This window comes from Sulfurospirillum sp. MES, assembly GCF_000789415.1.
Lineage (GTDB): Bacteria > Campylobacterota > Campylobacteria > Campylobacterales > Sulfurospirillaceae > Sulfurospirillum > Sulfurospirillum cavolei.
The window spans coordinates 59,174-78,750 of the sequence record NZ_JSEC01000001.1 but is presented as its reverse complement, the minus strand read 5'-3'; the positions used below and the strand labels follow the sequence as shown (position 1 = coordinate 78,750).

Here is a 19,577-nt window from a genome sequence, read left to right as displayed (position 1 = left end):
ATTTATTTTGAATCGGCGTATCGTATGTTTTAGAGAATATTTTTAAACAAAGTTGTAATTCCCCACGCAAAATAGATAGCCATCCACGCAATCATAATATAAAGCGTTGCTTGACCCAATTTCGTGACTACGACATCTTTAGAGCCGTCAAAAACACCCTCATTTTTACCGACTTTCCATGCCATCGTTAAAAGATATGCCACACCGACAAATCCCATAATCAAGAATGTCGATAAGAACATCACGATGGAAGGAATTTCCAAGTTCATCGGATAGTCGTAAATGCTGTATCCTAAAGCCGACATAATATCAAAACGAATCAACTCTCTCATGGTAGAGATCAACAGTGCAACCACGACTAAAACCAAGGTCGTATAGTAGCTATTGCGATTCGTTTTTGCCATAACAAGCAAAACCAATACGCCGATAATCGTCGCGATCGATACGGGATGAAAAAGGTATTTGATTTGCAACATCCACAAAACGAACAAGACCGCGCTGATCAAAAGACCTACAACCGCAAAATTGGTTCCTAATTTTGCGCTGTAGCTGATAAACGAAGCGTCAAAATCTTTTCGCGTCGATAAAAAGCGGCTGTAGTTTTGCAAGAAAATACCTACGACGGGAATCGATAAGCTTACCATAAACGCCAATCGGATTATATCCATATTAAACGTCCACCCGCTCGTATTGACGATACCGTTAGGTGCGTACATGTTCATCCAATCGTGCGGCATAATCGACGTAACCGCAAAACTATGCATTAAAATTCCGGCAAATACCAAGATACCGAACGATACGAAACCGATCAACGAATGTCCCGTTCGTTGCGCTTTGTGCGCATAATAGTACCAATAGTACATACAATAACCGACGATCATCGTATACACGAAGATAAAAATCCACATACCCGATAACGTATTGGTGACATACCAGTTCGGATCATAGATGACTTGCGTAAAAAGAAGCGGTGCTACACCTAAAACGATCAAGATAGAGACACTGATCTTACCCGTTTGAATCAAATGCGGCGTAAGGATACTCCAATGTTTGTCCTGATTTCCTTTTGCCGAACCGTAAAGCGACAGACCCATAGCACCCAATGAAAGCAGTACGAATGCCGCATGCAACGCCCACGTTAAAATATAAAGTATTTGAAAAACTATGGGATAAAATGGAACTCCCGCGGGATCCCTAAGCGCTAATAATACTGATGCGTCCATTATTTCTCCTTAGTAGTGTAACGATGCAAAATATTCCGCGATCGCATCGTATTCTGTTTCTGGTAATTTGAGTGTCGGCATATATGAGAATGCACCCTCACCCATCGCATACAAGATGGATTTGATACCCTCTTTGTCCATACCGGTCAATCGATCTTTCAATGGTCTAAATACGCCTGTTTTTTCCAAAGAGTGGCAATTAGAACATGCCATTTTGGCTAAAAGTTCACCGGCTTCTCGCTTGTTTTCATCGGTAATCGTTTTAAGACGAGCGGGGACGAAAGGATTGAGATGTAAAAGTCCTTTCTCGGCAATAATCGGAAGCTCGCTTTTGATGTTTTTACCGGGAACGTCTCGACTGATAATTTGATTGGAATAGATGTATTGTCCAGCAACGTAAGGCTTACGCATGGACTCTCTTAGCTTCTCTCCAGACCATAAACCGGAAATCAAAATAACACCGATCATCACGCTTGCAATAACGGGATTGATCAATTTTGGCTTAATAATCGCAATGGCAAAGTAAGCAATAAATACCATCGTCAAGATAATTCTATTTTGAATAATGGCGTCTTTTGAGAAAGCAAAAACCGCATGAGCGTTTTCGGGAAGCGTACCCATATACCAAACAAAGAAAAACATGGTTATGAAGCCGCCGATAATGCTGATATAACCCATCTTTCGGCTGAGCTCGTTGGAGAGTTCTTCATTTTCTTTGCGCATCGAACTGGAAATAACCAAACCGATAACGCCCGACATCATAATCATGAAGCCTATACGTAAGAACATATGCGGGAACGTATTGATACCGAAGAAGGCATCGCTTGCGCTTCCCGTTGCATAGAAGGCTTGCGTTCCGGGCCACATCATAAAACTGATAATACCGATGATAAGCGCCAAAGTTCCAACCGAAGCTAGCGCAAACGTATAGGTAAGTTTGAGGTGTGTTTTTCGATCGATTCTATCGATAAAGTAGACCAGCACGAAAACACCGATGACTTCATAGATAAAAAAGACCCATTCCGTTGCCCATACCCATACGAAGTTATGAATAAGCGCACTAATACCTCTCGGGCTTGCCGCCGTTGCGGTATTCCAAATACCAGGTCCCGTGATGGAACCTAAAACATACGAGAAAATCAGCAAAAACATACCGTATTTTTTCATATACGGATAATAATCGCTTCGATTCTCTTTGTACGCTTTGTGCGCTAAAAAGGCAAAAAGCATCGCCGCACCGACCGACGTATGCGAGAATAAGATGTGTATCGTACCCGTTATACCCATCATCCAAGCACTTCCATATTCAGGAAAATAAAACAACGGGAATTGCCCTATTATATCCATGAAGTCTCCTTTGTGTAAAATTTTTAACAACTAGGATTATAGAAGCACCGTGTTAAATAAGTGTTAATTTTAATTTTTTTTAATTTTTTATATCAATAATGAAACAGAATATTTTCTTAAAGAATCATTTTTGGAAGCTTACATGTGAAGAACTCTCGAGAAAGAAGAAGGAAAAAAGAAAAACATTTGCGCCAAAGTGCAACCTTAGCGCATCATGAAGAAAGAGTATTTTACGGATTATTCGGACAACGCTTGTTTGACCTCTTTGCGCTTAACATGTAAGATAAATTCCGTATAGCCGTTCGGCTGACTTCGACCTTTAAAAATAAGTTCGCATGCGGCTTGAAAAGCGATGCTCTTACCAAAATGCGGTGCCATCGGACGGTATTTCGGATCGTGCGCATTTTGCACATCGACGACGCGTGCCATTTTTTCCAAGATCTCTTTAACCTCTTTCTCGTCGATGATACCGTGGTGTAACCAATTGGCAAGATGTTGACTCGAGATGCGAAGCGTCGCTCGATCTTCCATCAACTCGATATTATGAATATCGGGGACTTTGGAACAACCGATACCTTGCTCGACCCAACGCACAACGTAGCCTAAAATACTTTGGACGTTATTTTCGACCTCCTGCATCACCTCTTCGCGTGAAAGCGTACGATCCAACAACGGCGGCGTTAAAATATCTTCGACGCATGCAATTTTGCGCGTTCGAATTTCTTCAAGCTTTTTAAAAACATTCACGTCGTGATAATGCAATGCGTGTAATGTCGCTGCCGTCGGGGAAGGAACCCACGCCGTCGTAGCACCTGAGCGCAGATGAGCGATTTTTTGCGTTAGCATTTTTTGCATCGCGTCGGGCATCGTCCACATGCCTTTGCCGATTTGTGCATGCAAAGCAAATCCGGATTCAAGTGCGATATCGACGTTACGGTTTTCATACGCTTTGAGCCAAACGCTTTGTTTCATCTCCTCTTTGGGTAAAACCGGACCGTACTCCATACAACTGTGAATTTCATCGCCCGTTCGATCTAAAAAGCCCGTATTGACAAAAAAGACACGCTCTTTCGCTCGCCGGATGCATTCTAAAAGATTGATGCTCGTGCGTCTTTCTTCGTCCATAATACCCATCTTAATCGTATATGCAGGTAGTCCTAATACCTCTTCGACGCGTGCGAAAACTTCATTGACGTAGGAAATTTCTTCGGGTCCATGACATTTGGGTTTGACGATATAGATATTAGCGGCAACGCTATTACGCAATCCGCTCTCTTTTTTAAGGTCGTGAAGCGCGCACGATGCCGTTACAAACGCATCTAATAATCCTTCGGCTATCGGTTTTTCGTTACATGTAACGCAAGAACTCATCATATGAAGCCCGACGTTTCGCACCAATAAAAGAGCGCGTCCTTTGAGAACTATCGGCGTACCGTCTTTGGAAAGAAACGTCTTATCGGGATTGAGAACGCGTACGATCGTTTGAGCTTTATGTTCAAAACTGACGCTTAAATCACCCTTCATCATTCCGAGCCAATGGCGGTAAATGCGGATTTTATCTTCCGTATCGACTGCGGCAACGGAATCCTCGCAATCTTGAATGACGCTCAACGCCGATTCGAGTATTATATCTTGAATACCCGCAAGATTCGTCTGCCCTATCGTGCCGTTACGATCCAAACGAATTTCGACATGTAAGCCGTTATTTTGCAATAAAAGGCTGCTCGGGTCACAACGCTCTCCCGTATATCCGACCCATTTCTCAGGTTCACGAAGCGAAACGTCGTTTCCGCCTAAACACCGTGCCGTTAGTGTATTCCCATCCAAACGAAAGGCTTCGACGTCGGCATAACTGCCTGAATTTAAAGGAAAGATCCGGTCTAAAAAAGCATAAACGAATTCAAAAACTTTTTCACCGCGCTTGGGATTGTAGGCGAAGCGTTTTTCGTACGGTTCGGCATCTTCAATGACATCCGTACCGTACAACGCATCGAGTAAACTTCCCCATCGCGCATTGGCGGCATTAAGCGCATAACGCGCATTGTCTGCCGGAACGACTAACTGCGGTGCTGCACTATCGGAAATTTCCGGATCCATCATGCCGGCGGTAATTTCAAACGGCTCTTTTTCATCCAAGTAATAGCCGATCTCTTTAAAAAAAGCGATATGTTCTTCATGATCGAACGTTTTTTGATGGTTTTTATACCACATGTCAAGTTGGGACTGAAATACATCTCGTTTTCGTAGTAGTTGGATATTACGAGGTCCAAAATCCAACACTGCCGTTTCAAAACCGTTCCAAAAAGCTTCAACGCTTATGTCGGTGCCGGGGAGAACTTCGTTACCGATGAAATCGTACAATGCCTTATCGATCTGCAATGTTCCGTACGCGATGCTTTTCATTTTTATTCCTTTGAATCCATTAAGATGATTACAGCGTTAGTATCCCTAATCGATCGTTCAGTATTGCGACCATTGCCATAAACCGAAGCACCAAATCACTATGCATACGCAGATGCTCAAAAAAACGACGGTACTGCCCATATCTTTAGCGCGTCCGGCCATTTCATGATGCTCGAGCGTAACCAGATCGGTTACGCGCTCAATCGCACTGTTAATCGCTTCGGCGATCAATATGCCCGTCAGCGAAGAGAACATGAGAAGTTTATACCACAACTCCAACGAAAAAAACCATAAAAGCGGAATCAAGACGCACACGGCAACCAATTCGATTCGAAACGAAGTTTCCGTTAACAAAAGATCTTTAAGCCCTTTAAGCGCATACGAGGTATTTTTAATAAAGTGGTATTTGGGTTGATTTCTCACGTGTATCCTTTGCATCGATATCCAAAATAAAAGCAATAATTTCAATTATTTTTTTTAATATTACGGTACGAAAACGTATCGTATAATAACGCCATCTTCAACCATAAAGGAGCCTTCAATGAAAGCATCTCGTTTATTTTTAGCCGCGCTGGTCGCCGCGCTTCCCTCGTATCTTTTAGCCTCGGAAATCAAAGGCTTAAACATTTTAATGACCTCTGCCGATGCCCAAACCCAAATGATGGGAATGGTGCTTTCCGCCAGCGTCCTAAACGACCAGAAAAAAGCGGTTACGATCACGCTTTGCGGACCTGCCGCCAACTTGGCTCTTAAAGAGTTTACCTCGCCGAATGTTAAAAAACCCGACGGAAGCGAAGCCAATCCGAAAACTGCGCTTCAAGGCTTGATGAAAGCCGGTGCTAGCGTTTCCGTTTGCCCTCTTTTCTTACCGAATGCCGGTAAAGAGGCTTCATCTCTCATCGAAGGCATCAGCGTCGCGAAACCGCCGATGGTAGCGGCCGGTTTGACAAATCCGGAGTTTCATACCGCCAGTTTCTAACATCCTAACTTGGTCGTAACCGCATCAATGCGTTTACGACCGTTCCTCAAAACAAATATTTTTTGCCACATACCATTTGACGATAGCCAAAGTCGAATAATTCATCTCCCGCTGCACCAGAGGAATGGAAGCAATACGCATCTTGGAACTCACGATGCCGCTAACCAGCGTTAAAAACAGAAAAAAAGCAATGCCGATCCATACGTTGTACGTATATCCCAACCAACCGCCTAAAAGAAGCGGCATAAAACTGATTGCCGTATACACTACAATCATAATCAAACGACACTTAAAACCTCGAACACGAGGAACCAACTCGATCAGAGGCGGTAAAGAATCGTCGCTCATCTATTTTAAGTTGGTAAAATTAACCGGAAAATCAAAATCGCATGCACGAATCGCCTTAATCGCTTCTTGCAAATCATCGATTGACTTACCTTCGACCCTTACGACGTCGCCGCGAATCGAAGCTTGAACTTTGAGTTTAAGCTCTTTGATCTCTTTAACGATTTTTTTGGCATCGTCGCTTGAAATCGCATCGACAATCGCAACCGTTACTTTCGTATTGCCGCCGCTTGAAGGTTCGCGTTTACTCTCTTTTAACGCTTTAGCGGAAATATCGCGTTTGATCGCTTCAGAAACCAAGGCATCGACCATAGCGTCGGCTTTGTTATCGCTGGTCGTAATCAGCGTAAACGCTTTGTTCTTTTCGTTATAATCAAACTCACATGTAATCCCTTTAAAATCCCAACGATTGGTGATCACTTTTTTTGCTTGCTCGTAAGCGTCTTTGAGTTTTTGTTTATCGATCTCGGCCGTAATATCAAAACTGTGTTCTTTTGCCATACGTTCTCCTTATCGGTTTAAAAATGTTTGAATGTTTTGAACAACCAAGTCCATAAGCTTTTTGCGTGCTTCCATGCTTGCCCACGCAATATGCGGTGTGATGATGAGGCGTTCTTGATGTTTGACATGTAAGAGTGGATGATGCGCTTGCATCGGTTCGATTTCTAAGACGTCAAGCCCAACGTACAGCTCTTTTTCATCGATAATTTTTGCTAACGCCGCTTCATCGACGATACCGCCGCGACCGACGTTCACAAGTACGCTACCCTCTTTGAGTATCGCTAACGCGTTTGCATCGATTATATTTTTCGTTTGAGGGTTCAAGGGCGCATGAATCGTGATAATATCGCACGTTTTAAGCATTGTTTCCAGCGACAAACGCTCGTACACGGCATCGTTGTTTGCACCGCTTGTCGAATAATACGCCACCTCAGCGCCAAACGCCGTCGCAATTTTGGCAACCTCTTTGCCGATAGTTCCAAGACCGATAATGCCCCAACGTTTTCCCTTGATTTCCCAAAACGGTTTTTCGATATGCGTAAAACTTGCGGCTTTCACCCAACCGCCATTTTTGACGAAATCGTTATAATATGCGCTTTTGCCGATGAGATCCAACACTAACATAACAGTCGTTTGCGCAACCGAAGCGGTCGAATATCCTGCTACGTTTTTGACCTCAATGCCTTTGACCTTAGCATATTCCAAATCCACGTTGTTCGTTCCCGTTGCGGTCACGCAAATCAGTTTAATATTGGGACATGCATCCATCACTTCTTGATCAATCACGACTTTATTACTCAAAACGATCTGCGCATCCGCAATATGGGCTATTCGCTCGTCCGTACGCGTCGTATCAAATGTTTTGAACTCGCCCAATGCATGAAATGCGCTTAAATCGATATCGTTTCCCAATGTTCCGGCATCTAAAAAAACTATTGTCATACCTTAATCCTTAATACGATGTCCTACGAATTTCGAGAAATTTTCCATAATGAGTCCACCGCGTCTAAAACCAAGACCACATCCCTCATATGCGAAGAAAACACCCGCTTGATAAGAACGGTTTTCGTTGTCTTTGGGAAGTTCGACGTATTCTTGATAAATCGGTTTAAACCCTTTATACTCGCCTTCCGTTTTTTCGATGACGTTCATCGCTTCGTCAAAAATGACGGTATTAGCACCCTCACGTCCAAAAGCACGTTTTTCGACCTGTTTTTTACCTTTAAGCGGTTCAAACGACGTTTCTAATAATAAAGGATGGTTCGGGAAAAGATCCCAAAGAATTTTCATAAATGCTTTACTTTGAAACAGCAGGGTATAGGCAGGATTGAGAATAATCGCTTGTTGTTCGCGGACGATCTCGTCTAACAATAACGCCAAGTCGCCTTCTTCGATCGCGATATTTTCCCACGGAACGAGTTTAAACCAATACTCGAAATTTTCGTCGCCTTTAAAAATACCCTCTTTACCGTTGAAACCGACTTCGTCGACATACGCAAAATCGGTATGAAATCCTGCCTCGTTGGCGGCGATTTGTAAAAAACGAACCGTATTTTCATCTTCGATACTTCCGCGAATCGATGAAAAAAGGATTTTCCACCCTTCGTAATACTGTGCAAAATCTTCCGTATCGCCGCCTAAAACGACCAAGCGTTTGAAATTTTCTTTAAGCGCTTCAAATACGGTGTTAAACTGCTTGGCTTCGTCCATCCCGTTTGCTTTGAGCATCGCCCACTGAATAATCGCCGTTTCATACAACGAAGTCGGCGTATCGGCGTTAAATTCAAGCAACTTAATCGGTTTCCCGTCCACGCCTCCTGCGAAATCGAAACGCCCGTAAAGATGCCAATGCACGTCGTTTTCCCACGAATTTTTGATCAATTCCACCAAATTAAAAGGGATATTGAGTTCATGAAAAAGATTGTTATCGATAACGTACTGCCCTGCTTCCGCGTACATGTCGTACAATTCGTTTGCCGCTTCGTAGTACGCTTCCGCCTCTTGCGGCGTAATCACGATTAATTCGTCCGCAACATAAGACGTTTGATCCTGATCCGTATGCCAATAAAAACCGATGGATTCTAAAAACTCTTTGCTTAAAGGTTTAATTTTTTCTACATGTAACATGATTAACTTCCATAACTGCTAGGGGTACTTGAACTTGACGTTCCGCTAGACGACGAGCCTGACGTTCCGGAACTTCCGCCGAAAAATCCGCTGCTTTTCGTCGCACTGCTGCTCGGAGTCGTCGTAGCGGCAGGCTTGTTAAAACTGGTACTGCTTCGCGTATACGCTTGGGGCGTTTTATACGTCGTGGCACGCTGGTTTTGATAATTGGCATTACCGAAAAGTTTGTTACCGATCCAACTGCCAATCATCGCTCCGGCAATACTGGAAAGCAATACACCGCCAAGACCCATACCGCCGGAACTCATTTGAGGATTAGTCAATGCCGAAGTGTTGTTGTCGATTTTTTTGGCTTCATCTTGAACTAACGCGTCGATTTCCGCTTGAGACAACAAACGCTCGGTTCCGTCCAGCCCTCGAACGACGACTCGCGTACCGCCGGAACTCGGATACTCTTCGGCAATTTTATACACGCCCGGAGCCGTTTCGTCGACAATCACGGTTGCGCCCTGCGTTTTCGCCGCTTCGGCTAACGCGTTTTTATTGTCGTCTTTGCTATCGCATCCTTGTAATCCTGCAACAACAAGGACACCGAGCCCCCCTGCGATCATATAATCGGATATTTTTCTTACGTATTTCATTCGCGTTTTATTCTCCTAAAATTTCTTTGAGTTTCTTACCTTTTTTAATAAAGATTTTTCCGTTTTTATCTAAAACGTCATTGAGCTGATTCGCTTTTTTTGTTAATACGTCGTTGATTTGCTGCTTTTCTTTCTTTGAAAACCCTTTTTCCTTTAAATAACTTCTCAAATCGCGCCAATCGCTATACGACTCTAAAAGTTCTTCTTCCTCTTGCACGCTCACATCGTCTTCTTCATCCGTCACATCGACTTCTTCCACGTATCCATGTTCCGCCGACGCGCTTTGAAACGTATTTGATGAGGGCGAAGTAACTCCCGAAACAACACCGATTTGCCGATTGGCGAGTGATAGAATTGCTTTGAGCTGCTCGTCTCTTTCTTTATAAATCATCTCGATTTTTTCTTTCGACTCGATCAACAAACGCTCTTTGTCTGCAACCAAACGCTCTTTATCGCTTTCTAACTTCTCGTTTTTTTGTTTGAGTTCTTCGACTTGATTTTTGAGCAGTTCGATATAAGCACTCTCCGCCGCATTATTCTCCGTCGCTTTACGCGAAGAAAGAGTCTCTTTTGAAGACGTTTTCGTTAGTAAAATATATTTCACACCTTCTTCGACGACACTTTGTAAAGAACCTCGTCGCAATCGGTTGTATATCGCCTCTTTACTCACGCCTAAAAGTTTCGCCGCTTCGGTAACGGTTAGTTTTTTTTCCATAAATTACGACCTTTACTAACGAAAAGAAGTTGATTGGTACTGTATGGTATCATAGCTTTAATTAGTTTTATTTTAGACAGAAGATTTGAAGCAATAAAGAAGAAGCCAAGAAGCTAACTTCTTGGCCGTGTGTGTTAGAGTCTTGACTCGTAACGGCGAAGCATATAAAGTCGTTTAAGTTGTTTTTTACGAGCACTGATTTTATCTTTTTTGCGCTTTTCAGTCGCAGTTTCATAAAAGCGTCTTGCACGTACTTCCGTAACAACTAAGTTACGATCAACTTGTTTTTTAAACTTACGATACGCCTCGTCAAACGATTCATTAGGATGTACTTTAATTCCCGGCATACTCTATCCACCACCTTTCTGATGAATTTGAGAAGGTATTCTATCTAAATTTATGTACATTTAAGCTTAAAACATCGTGTTACGATTAATTGATTTAAAAAAGTAATTTTTTAGAAATTTGACGATAAAAATCGAAAAAGGCTTGACTTTCTACGTCAACATTGAGTATACTGTTGCTATTTTAAAATGATAAAAAGGTGACAATTTTATGATTATCGCGCTTTTAAAAAACAAAAATGACAATTCGCATATTACGATTCAGCAAAAGCAAATCTTAAAATATGCCCATCACAACGATCTCAAAATCGATACGACCGAGATTGAAAATTCAAATCCGAATTTGGATTTGGAGGAACGCAAAGAGTTTAAGGGCTTTTTACGCTCTTTATCCCCCAATGATCATTTAATTATCTTTGACCTTTCAACGTTTTCGAGCAACGTCGAAGAACTCGTCAAAGTGTTAGAATGCCTTCTTACGCGCTCTATTTCGGTTCACATCGCCGATGAAAGTATGCGTATCGACCTTCAATCCAGCCCTTTATCCTTATTACAGCTTTTGGTCAAACAACGAGAACTCAATAAAAAGCTTGAAAAAGAAAAAATGCAAGGTCGCCCTAAAGGCAGGATGTCTAAATCCAAATTTGACATGCATCGCCCGTATATTATCGAACTTTTAGAACAAAAAACCTCTATTAGTGAAATCTCGAAAATCTTACATGTAAGCCGTACCTCTTTAAAAGACTATGTCAATTCCAGAGGACTGAAAGATCTTGTAAAAGCTAAAATTTCATTGCTTAAAACACCTAAAAAGGAGACTCAGCCTTTGAAAAACACGCCACTTAAAGAGTGCTCTTTGATTCAACAATCTGAATCTTAAAATATTTACTATAAGGAATTACATAATGAATTGCGATACGAACTCTTCCGTACAACCTGTTTATTACAGGTATAAACGCTATGTTGTTTTTGCCGTTATTACGCTGGTAGCGTTATCGTTACCGTTTATTCGCATTGACGGCAATCACTTTTTTCTACTCAGCTTTGATAAAAAGCAGTTGCATCTCTTTTTTACGACGTTTGACATGCAAGAGCTTTATTTGATGCCTTTCGTCTTGATGCTCTTTTTCTTGAGTATTTTCTTTATTACGACACTTGGAGGCCGTGTTTGGTGCGGTTGGTCCTGTCCGCAAACGATTTTTAGAATCATATTTCGTGACTTTATCCAAACCAAACTCCTCGGTATTCGTAAAAGTATCGCCAATAAACAAAAAGCACCTGAGGGCGATTTCTTCAAACGTTTTATCGCCGTTTTGATTTGGGCGTGTTTAGCACTTTTAGCCGCATCGAATTTTATGTGGTATTTCATTCCTCCGGAAGATTTTTTCGTCTACATCCAAAATCCTGCGGAACATACCGTATTGTACGGTTTTCTTATTTGTGTCACGGCATTTCTCGTTTACGATATCACGTCTTTAAAAGAGAATTTCTGCGTTTACATTTGTCCGTACTCTCGTATTCAATCCGCACTTTTTGACGAAAATACGATTCAAACTATTTACGATGAAAAACGCGGCGGTCAAATTTACGATAAAAAAGGCACTAAACTCGGAAGCAAACCGCCTTTAGCAACCGACGATTGTACCGGATGCGAAGCATGTGTTCGTGTCTGTCCGACACATATCGATATTCGTAAAGGTATGCAATTAGAGTGTATTAACTGCTTGGAATGCGCCGATGCATGTACACCGATTATGGCAAAACTCGGTAAACCTTCTCTTATTACGTGGACCAGTGCCAATGCGGTGGAAAAAGGCGATAGAACACACTATTTCCGCTTTCGAACGATTGCCTATATGGTTGCATTGACGATCGTACTGATCGGACTGTTTGTTATGGGCAGTAAAAAAGAGTATATGCTCTTAAACATTAACCGAACAAGCCAACTCTATAAGATGGCCGATGACGGTAAAACGGTCGAAAACGTTTATACGTTTCTTTTCCAAAATACCGATACCAAAGACCATGAATATTATTTTGATATTTCCAATAAAGAGATCAAAATCGATCAACCGAGCGAACCTTTTATGCTCAAAGCCGGTGCAAAACTCAAAAAAGTCGTTATCCTCTCGTCTGTTCCGAAAGAACTCAAAGTGGAAGGAGAAGATTTACCGATTACGGTTAAAGCATACGCACTTGACGAAAAGAGCAGAATCGTCGTCGATCGCAAAACTATCTTTATCTATCCTAAAAAAGGCGATATTCAGCCTTAATCCATCACCATTATTCTCGGGTGCTACGCAACTCTTTTTGATTGCGTAGCGTCTTTCTTAAGGAGCTTTGCCGATGATTCTATCGGATCGTATTAAAAATTTTCCTATTATGATGTTTGCAATCGTGATGGGACTTTCGGGTTTAACCATCGTCTACCAAAAAGCCGCTTTATGGCTAGGATTTCCATCATTCATTGCTACGTTATCGGTTGTAATCGTTACTGCTATTTTTGCCATTATCGCTACGCTATACGGTCTTAAATGCCTCTTCTTTTTTGAAGAAGTCAAACACGAGTTTGCACATCCTATTCGAATTAATTTCTTTGCCGCTTTTTCGATCTCTTTATTGCTTCTCTCCATCGTATATCACGATATACAGATCGAAGTAGCCCAAGACTTATGGTATGCAGGTGCGCTTATTCAAACGTTTCTGACATTTTATACGATTAGTTTTTGGATCACAAAAAATATGGAGATTACCCATTCCAATCCGGCATGGTTTATTCCTATCGTCGGTAACGTTATCGTTCCTATCGGAGGATTTGGATTTGTCGATTTGCATATCTTGATTTATTTCTTTTCAGTGGGAATTTTCTTTTGGATCATTTTACTACCGATTATCGTCAATCGTATTATTTTTCACCATCAACTGGCACAAAAGTTTCTACCTACACTGTTTATTTTAATCGCGCCTCCCGCCGTCGGCGTTATTTCGTATCTCAAAATTACCGAGGCATTTGATCTTTTCGCAAGTTTTCTTTACAGTATTGCTCTCTTCTTTTCATTTTTACTGCTTTTTATGATCAAAAATTTTCTCAAATTGCAATTTTTTATATCATGGTGGGCTTTTACTTTTCCGCTAGCCGCTATGACCATCGCGTCTTTGGCAGTTTTTCATACGACGCACATACCGTTCTACGGTATTATTGCTTCGTTTTTACTGATCGCTACGACGTTGGTTATTGCTTTTGTCGGCTACAAAACGCTCTATTATGTTTCCAAAAAAGAGATTTGTATTGCAGAATAATTTTCTGCAATACGTTTCGCTTTTGTTGATCTTCTCTTTCCTTATTGCTTGCGACGGTTCGCAACACTCTTTTTCCCGTAAAAACGATCCTGATTTCTACATGTCGCTCCATACGCCTTTGGCATTACAAAATCGTACCGCCTTTTGCGAAGCGGTCGTCATTCAAAGACTCTTCGAACAAGCAGGTTTTATCTTAGATGCTTCCGAAAAAACCGGCATCATGCTTGAAAGCAATTTAGATGCAAATCTTACATGTACGCTCTCTAACATGCCGAAAGAATCTTATATTCGCCTCACGCTATATCAAGACCGACAAGAATTCTATAAACTTCAACTTAACAAAACCGGAACGATGAACTGCGAGGATATAGAAACATTAATTGCAAAATTGAAAAAGGAAGTATTTCAAAAAAAGTAGTGGCATTAAGACGGTTGTTTTTTAACCGTCTTAATGTTAAAAAAGTCTATTAAAGAGCTGCTTTTGCTTGTTTTACGACAACGGCAAACGCTTCAGGGTCATTCATAGCCATGTCGGCAAGAATTTTACGATCTAACTCGATATTGGCTTTATTAAGTGCATTGATAAAACGAGAATAACTAATATCGTTTAAGCGGCATGCCGCATTAATTCTAGTAATCCAAAGTCTTCTAAAATCTCTTTTTTTCTGTTTTCTATCGCGAAACGCGTATACGAGACTTCTTTCTAATTGCTCTTTCGCTTTTCTAAAGTGTTTTCTTCTTGCACTGTAGAAACCTCTCGCCATTTTTAAAATTTTCTTATGACGTCTTCTTCGGACGATACCTGTTTTTACTCTTGCCATTGTGTCTCCTTGACCAATATATTAATGTCGGTGTCTTGTATCAATACAAAAACTTGCCCTCGTTTGAGGGGTACGCTGCATATAAACGATGAATGACTTTTTGTCAAAAACTTTAGCTGTAAATTATGCTTGGCAAAGCATTAATTTAACGGATTTTTCGTCGCGAGCATCTACGGTTTTAGCCACTTTTAACCCACGCATTCTTTTGGTAGGTTTTTTCGTAAGAATATGACTTCTAAAAGCTGCGCCTCTTTTAATCTTATTTTTACTTGCTCTAAAACGTTTTGCGGCACCGCGTACCGTTTTCATTTTCGGCATGCTATCTCCTTAATATTGACTCTAAAAACGAGGAAAACCCCTCTATTTTCTAGAAACCGGCTATTTTAGCAAAAAATTTCTTAGAGGGGATTAAAATGGAAGAGAAAACGCTATTTCTTAGGAGCTTTCGGTGTTACCAACATATTAATATATCGACCTTCAAGCTTCGGTGTTTTTTCACGCTCGGCAATATCTTCAAGCAACGGCCAAAGGGTTTCTAAAACGTGCTCGCCGATTTCTGGATTGGACATTTCACGACCTTTAAGAAAAACTCTAAAACGTACGTGTTTACCTTCTTCAAGAAACTCCCTTGCATGTTTCACTTTATAGCTAATATCATTAGGAGCAATCTTGACCGAAAGCTTAATCTCTTTGATCTCAATGATCTTTTGATTCTTACGTGCTTCTTTAAGTTTTTTCTCTTGCTGGTATTTGAACTTACCGTAATTCATAATCTTGCAGACCGGCGGTTTCGCGTCCGGTGCAATCAGAACTAGATCGAGTCCCAGTTCATCGGCTTTTGCAAGAGCCTCTTTACGAGAGATGATACCGTATTGCATACCATCGTCTCCAATACATCTAACCTCTGCTGCTCTTATCTCCTCGTTTAGTATAACCTCTTTGTCTTTACTCAAAAGTGTACCTCACTCAGTTTCTCCTTTAGGGTTTTAATCAATTCAACTTTACTCATATTATACTGTGTTCTTTCTCTTCTGTCACGTACGGCAACGCTTTGCGCTTCCACTTCCGCATCTCCGAGAACTAGAATCATCGGAACGCGCATCGTTTCCGCATTGCGAATACGTTTGTTAAGGCTTTCGTTTTTCGATGCAATTTCCACATCGATTCCTTCATCGATCAACTCATTTGCCAAAGCTTTCGCGTAAGCGACATGTTGGTCGGAAATCGGTACGATCACCACTTGTGTCGGTGCAACAAAAAACGGTAGTTCTCCGGACGTATGCTCGATTAAAATACCGATAAATCGCTCAAATGAACCTAAAATAGCTCGGTGTAACATCACGGGGCGTGCATGTTCGTTGTTTGCATCGACATATGAAATATCAAAGCGCTCCGGCAAGTTGAAGTCAACTTGAATCGTTCCACACTGCCATTTACGCTTTAGGGCATCGGTAATTTTAATATCGATTTTCGGACCATAAAATGCTCCACCGCCCTCGTCAATGCCATATTGGATGCCATTTTCATCCAGTGCGTTCTTCAAACCCTCGGTTGCCGCTTCCCAATACCTATCGTCACCGATAGACTTCTCAGGACGCGTCGAAATTTCCATATCATAATGAAAGCCGAACGTTTTCATAATAGAATCGACAAAACTCAAAATTTCTATAACGTTTTCTTTAATTTGATCCGGTGTACAGAAGATATGTGCATCATCTTGTGTAAATTCGCGCACACGAAATAATCCGTGCAATACTCCGCTTTTTTCATGACGATGCACTACGCCGTATTCAAAAAATTTCAGCGGTAAGTCACGATAACTTCGAACTTCACTTTGAAAGACTTTAATATGACCTAAACAGTTCATCGGTTTGATACCGTATTCGGCTTCGTCAATCACGGTAAAATACATATTTTCGCCGTAATTTTGGTAGTGACCGCTTATTTTCCATGCATCCGATTTCAAAATTTCAGGACCGCGTACGGGCTGGTAACCGCGTTTTCGGTGTGCCGTAAATAACAATTTTTCGAGTTTTGAGCGAAGGCGTCCGCCATTTGGCAACCAAATCGGAAGTCCTGCGCCTACTTCATCATCAAATGTAAAGAGCTTGAGTTCATTACCGATTTTTCGATGATCCCTCTTCTTCGCCTCTTCGATCATGGTGACATAATCTTTAAGACTCTCTTTATCTGCAAACGCTATTCCGTAGATGCGCGTCAGCATCTCACGTTTTTCGTCGCCACCCAAATAGGCACCCGCGACTTTAATCAATTTAAAAAATCTGAGATATTTCGTATTAGGGACGTGAGGCCCGCGACATAAATCTTCAAAATCGCCTTGTTTATAAATAGAAACTTCGCCCTCAGGGATACGAAGCAACACTTCTTGCTTTAAGTCGTCATGGCTAAAATGCTTGAGTGCTTCCGCTTTGGTTGTATAAATCTTTTCTATCGGAAGTTTGGCATTGGAAAGTTCCGCCATTTTTTTCTCGATCTCTTTTAAATCGGCATCGCCGATCTTTTCATTGACGCGAAAATCGTAATAAAAGCCGTCTTCAATCACGGGTCCAACAAAAAATTGGGCATCTTTATAGAGTGCTTTAATCGCTTGTGCCATTAAATGCGCACAGGAGTGACGAATCACTTCGATTGCCTCTTTAGAGTTGTCAAATACGATTTTGTTTTCGTAGATTTTAGAAGAATTAGCAGCGGTTTGCGTGTCGATGATGAGAGCACCTTCTTTGTAGGCTATAACATCATTCATCATAGTAGATCCTTTACTTGTATGAACTCCCAAACCAACGGGAGAACAAAAAAATGGTGGCCACGAAAGGATTCGAACCTTCGACCACTACCATGTCAAGGTAGTGCTCTACCAACTGAGCTACGCGACCGACTCATTTAAGAGCTGAGATTATACCAAAAAAAATTAAAAATGCAACTCTTTTTTGAAAAAATCTTTTGAAACCTTATTATTTCGTAGAATTAGGGTGTTTCCACGTACGATACAAAATGCAAAGTACGCCCACGTCTATCATCACGTCGGCAAAATTAAAAACGGCAAAATTAAATCCGTAGTGCCAAAAAAAATAATCCACGACGCCGCCGTGAATAAAACGATCGTAAATATTACTCAACGCCGCACCTGCGATCATACCGATCGCCGACGCATGCCCAAGGAGAACGTCACGGTGCATGGCTAGATAGATTCCCAATGCCGCGATCAATACGATTTGAAGGTATTTTAAATACTCTTCCAAAAAAGCGAACATCGAAAAAGCGACTCCCTTGTTAAACGTTAGGATAAGTGAAAAAAAATCGCCTTCCCAGCGAAACCCTTCCAAAAAGAGAAGCTTAATTGCCTGATCAACTCCAAAAACAAGGAGTCCAGCAGCACATAAAAAGATCCACGCTTTATTCATTTAATGCACTTTTGAAAAATGCGACGGCTTTTTCCATGGATGCTTCCAAGACCTGTTCGTCTTTACCTTCCAAAAGAATGCGTAAAAGATTTTCCGTTCCGGAATAACGAATCAATACCCGAAGTTGCTTACTTTGGAATTCTTGAATCAAGGCATCGTAGCCTTGGAGTTCTAAAAGCGGTATTTTGTTGTCGACTTTAAGATTGTGTTGCAACTGGGGATAGAGAATAAAAGGGTTGAAAAGTCGGCTGACTTTTTGTTTTTCCGTTAAAACACAGTGCATCACGGCAAGCGATGCGACGAGTGCATCGCCCGTTTTAGCAAAATCGGAAACAATAATATGCCCGCTTTGCTCACCGCCGAAGTTAATATTTTGTCGATACAGACACTCTAAAACGTTTTTATCTCCCACATCGCAGCGATACGTTTTGATGTTCGATTTAGCCAAATAATCTTCTAACGCCTGATTACTCATAACGGTAACGCAAACACCGTGATTCGTCAACCTGTTTTGGCTTTGTAAAAATGTTGCCAGTTTGCCGAGTAGCATATCGCCGTGGATCGGATTGCCGTTTTCGTCTACGACGACCAAACGATCTGCATCGCCGTCAAACGCAAACCCGATGTCGGCACGAAGTCTACGTACTTCCTCGCCGAGTTCTTCAGGATGCAACGCACCGCAATTGAGATTGATATTGCTCCCGTTGGGGTCGTCGTTAATCATAATAACATCAGCCCCAAGCTCGCTAAAAACGGTCGGAGCGACTTTGTAAGCGGCTCCGTTGGCAGGATCTAGGACGATACGAAATCCTTTGAGCGTCAAGTGTTTTGGAAAAGAGTTTTTGATTTGAACGATGTAGCGTCCGATCACGTCATCGATCCGTTTGGATCTACCGATTTCAAATTCCGTTTTTTGGTTCTTTTCAATCAATTCGTCGTCAAAATAGATTTTTTCGATTTCTGCTTCTTCCGCCTCACCGAGTTTATTGCCGAGACTATCGAAAAATTTAATTCCGTTATCGGAAAACGGATTATGCGACGCACTAATCATGATACCCGCGTCACACCGCATATCTTCCGTTAAAAACGCGATCGCGGGCGTTGGCATCGGCCCGATTTGTCTTACGTCGTATCCCACTGCGGTCAGTCCGGACACAATCGCATTTTCGATCATATATCCACTACGTCTGGTATCTTTACCGACTAGGATTTTATTGGTAATCGAATTTTTACGAAAATAGATACCCGCCGCCATCGCTAAACGCATTGCTAAAAAAGCACTCAGTTTTTTTCCCGCTTTTCCCCGAACGCCGTCGGTTCCGAATAATTTCATAATGGATTCACCTTATACGATAAACTCTTAGGCGAATTGTAACAAAACTTTTTTAATCTTGACATGTAAACGGTAT

Annotated in this window: 22 protein-coding genes and 1 tRNA gene; 5 read left to right on the top strand and 18 right to left on the bottom strand. The window is 41.6% G+C overall.

Annotated features, from left to right (window positions below; all coding sequences use genetic code 11):
• Nucleotides 1–29: 29 nt before the first annotated feature.
• The 4 genes from OA34_RS00400 to OA34_RS00385 all read right to left on the bottom strand — a co-directional run bounded on the left by OA34_RS00400 (nt 30) and on the right by OA34_RS00385 (nt 5,396).
• Nucleotides 30–1,223, bottom strand: a complete 1,194-nt coding sequence (locus OA34_RS00400) for a hypothetical protein (protein ID WP_039671863.1) — start codon at nt 1,221–1,223, stop codon at nt 30–32.
• Between the two features lie 9 nt (nt 1,224–1,232).
• Complete coding sequence (locus OA34_RS00395) at nt 1,233–2,570, bottom strand: cytochrome ubiquinol oxidase subunit I (RefSeq protein WP_039671862.1); 1,338 nt, start codon at nt 2,568–2,570, stop codon at nt 1,233–1,235.
• A gap of 237 nt (nt 2,571–2,807) precedes the next feature.
• Nucleotides 2,808–4,973, bottom strand: coding sequence for a malate synthase G (locus OA34_RS00390; RefSeq protein WP_039671861.1), 2,166 nt, complete (start codon nt 4,971–4,973; stop codon nt 2,808–2,810).
• A gap of 57 nt (nt 4,974–5,030) precedes the next feature.
• Entirely contained in the window at nt 5,031–5,396 is a 366-nt protein-coding gene (locus OA34_RS00385) for a diacylglycerol kinase (RefSeq protein ID WP_039671860.1), read from the bottom strand.
• Between the two features lie 118 nt (nt 5,397–5,514).
• Here OA34_RS00385 and OA34_RS00380 point away from each other — a divergent pair, with 118 nt between their 5' ends.
• A complete protein-coding gene (locus OA34_RS00380; RefSeq protein WP_039671859.1) occupies nt 5,515–5,952 on the top strand; it encodes a hypothetical protein in 438 nt (145 codons plus the stop codon).
• A gap of 33 nt (nt 5,953–5,985) precedes the next feature.
• Here the strand turns inward: OA34_RS00380 and OA34_RS00375 are convergent, their stop codons facing one another.
• The 7 genes from OA34_RS00375 to rpsU form a co-directional block, all read right to left on the bottom strand.
• A complete protein-coding gene (locus OA34_RS00375; RefSeq protein ID WP_039671858.1) occupies nt 5,986–6,300 on the bottom strand; it encodes a hypothetical protein in 315 nt (104 codons plus the stop codon).
• Nucleotides 6,301–6,798, bottom strand: a complete 498-nt coding sequence (locus OA34_RS00370) for a YajQ family cyclic di-GMP-binding protein (RefSeq protein WP_039671857.1) — start codon at nt 6,796–6,798, stop codon at nt 6,301–6,303.
• Nucleotides 6,799–6,807: 9 nt separating this feature from the next.
• Nucleotides 6,808–7,740, bottom strand: coding sequence for a D-2-hydroxyacid dehydrogenase (locus tag OA34_RS00365; RefSeq protein WP_039671856.1), 933 nt, complete (start codon nt 7,738–7,740; stop codon nt 6,808–6,810).
• 3 nt (nt 7,741–7,743) lie between these two features.
• Nucleotides 7,744–8,925, bottom strand: coding sequence for a glutathionylspermidine synthase family protein (locus OA34_RS00360; RefSeq protein ID WP_039671855.1), 1,182 nt, complete (start codon nt 8,923–8,925; stop codon nt 7,744–7,746).
• A 2-nt stretch (nt 8,926–8,927) separates the two neighbouring features.
• Nucleotides 8,928–9,566 carry a UPF0323 family lipoprotein gene (locus tag OA34_RS00355; RefSeq protein ID WP_039671854.1) on the bottom strand — a complete coding sequence of 213 codons (639 nt, stop codon included), beginning with the start codon at nt 9,564–9,566 and terminating at the stop codon, nt 8,928–8,930.
• Between the two features lie 7 nt (nt 9,567–9,573).
• Nucleotides 9,574–10,281 (bottom strand): helix-turn-helix domain-containing protein, encoded by a 708-nt coding sequence (locus tag OA34_RS00350; protein WP_039671853.1) that lies wholly within the window; start codon nt 10,279–10,281, stop codon nt 9,574–9,576.
• A 134-nt stretch (nt 10,282–10,415) separates the two neighbouring features.
• Nucleotides 10,416–10,628 (bottom strand): 30S ribosomal protein S21, encoded by a 213-nt coding sequence (gene rpsU, locus OA34_RS00345; protein WP_039671852.1) that lies wholly within the window; start codon nt 10,626–10,628, stop codon nt 10,416–10,418.
• A gap of 208 nt (nt 10,629–10,836) precedes the next feature.
• Between rpsU and OA34_RS00340 the strand changes: the two genes are divergently transcribed.
• The 4 genes from OA34_RS00340 to OA34_RS00325 all read left to right on the top strand — a co-directional run bounded on the left by OA34_RS00340 (nt 10,837) and on the right by OA34_RS00325 (nt 14,343).
• Nucleotides 10,837–11,505, top strand: coding sequence for a recombinase family protein (locus tag OA34_RS00340; RefSeq protein WP_039671851.1), 669 nt, complete (start codon nt 10,837–10,839; stop codon nt 11,503–11,505).
• A gap of 25 nt (nt 11,506–11,530) precedes the next feature.
• Nucleotides 11,531–12,898 carry a cytochrome c oxidase accessory protein CcoG gene (ccoG, locus tag OA34_RS00335; protein ID WP_039671850.1) on the top strand — a complete coding sequence of 456 codons (1,368 nt, stop codon included), beginning with the start codon at nt 11,531–11,533 and terminating at the stop codon, nt 12,896–12,898.
• A gap of 73 nt (nt 12,899–12,971) precedes the next feature.
• Complete coding sequence (locus OA34_RS00330) at nt 12,972–13,925, top strand: SLAC1 anion channel family protein (protein WP_039671849.1); 954 nt, start codon at nt 12,972–12,974, stop codon at nt 13,923–13,925.
• Complete coding sequence (locus OA34_RS00325) at nt 13,915–14,343, top strand: hypothetical protein (RefSeq protein ID WP_039671848.1); 429 nt, start codon at nt 13,915–13,917, stop codon at nt 14,341–14,343. The genes OA34_RS00330 and OA34_RS00325 overlap by 11 nt, the downstream gene beginning before the upstream one ends.
• A 49-nt stretch (nt 14,344–14,392) precedes the next feature.
• Here the strand turns inward: OA34_RS00325 and rplT are convergent, their stop codons facing one another.
• The 7 genes from rplT to glmM all read right to left on the bottom strand — a co-directional run bounded on the left by rplT (nt 14,393) and on the right by glmM (nt 19,501).
• On the bottom strand, nt 14,393–14,746 hold the full coding sequence (gene rplT / locus OA34_RS00320; RefSeq protein ID WP_039671847.1) for a 50S ribosomal protein L20: 354 nt from the start codon (nt 14,744–14,746) through the stop codon (nt 14,393–14,395).
• Between the two features lie 123 nt (nt 14,747–14,869).
• Nucleotides 14,870–15,064, bottom strand: coding sequence for a 50S ribosomal protein L35 (gene rpmI, locus OA34_RS00315; protein ID WP_039671846.1), 195 nt, complete (start codon nt 15,062–15,064; stop codon nt 14,870–14,872).
• 110 nt (nt 15,065–15,174) lie between these two features.
• Nucleotides 15,175–15,699, bottom strand: a complete 525-nt coding sequence (gene infC / locus OA34_RS00310; protein ID WP_039671845.1) for a translation initiation factor IF-3 — start codon at nt 15,697–15,699, stop codon at nt 15,175–15,177.
• Nucleotides 15,696–17,513, bottom strand: coding sequence for a threonine--tRNA ligase (gene thrS, locus OA34_RS00305; protein ID WP_286682771.1), 1,818 nt, complete (start codon nt 17,511–17,513; stop codon nt 15,696–15,698). The genes infC and thrS overlap by 4 nt, the downstream gene beginning before the upstream one ends.
• Nucleotides 17,514–17,564: 51 nt before the next feature.
• Nucleotides 17,565–17,640, bottom strand: a tRNA-Val gene (locus OA34_RS00300).
• Between the two features lie 78 nt (nt 17,641–17,718).
• On the bottom strand, nt 17,719–18,168 hold the full coding sequence (gene lspA / locus OA34_RS00295; RefSeq protein WP_039671844.1) for a signal peptidase II: 450 nt from the start codon (nt 18,166–18,168) through the stop codon (nt 17,719–17,721).
• Nucleotides 18,161–19,501, bottom strand: a complete 1,341-nt coding sequence (gene glmM / locus OA34_RS00290) for a phosphoglucosamine mutase (protein WP_039671843.1) — start codon at nt 19,499–19,501, stop codon at nt 18,161–18,163. The genes lspA and glmM overlap by 8 nt, the downstream gene beginning before the upstream one ends.
• Between the last annotated feature and the right edge of the window lie 76 nt (nt 19,502–19,577).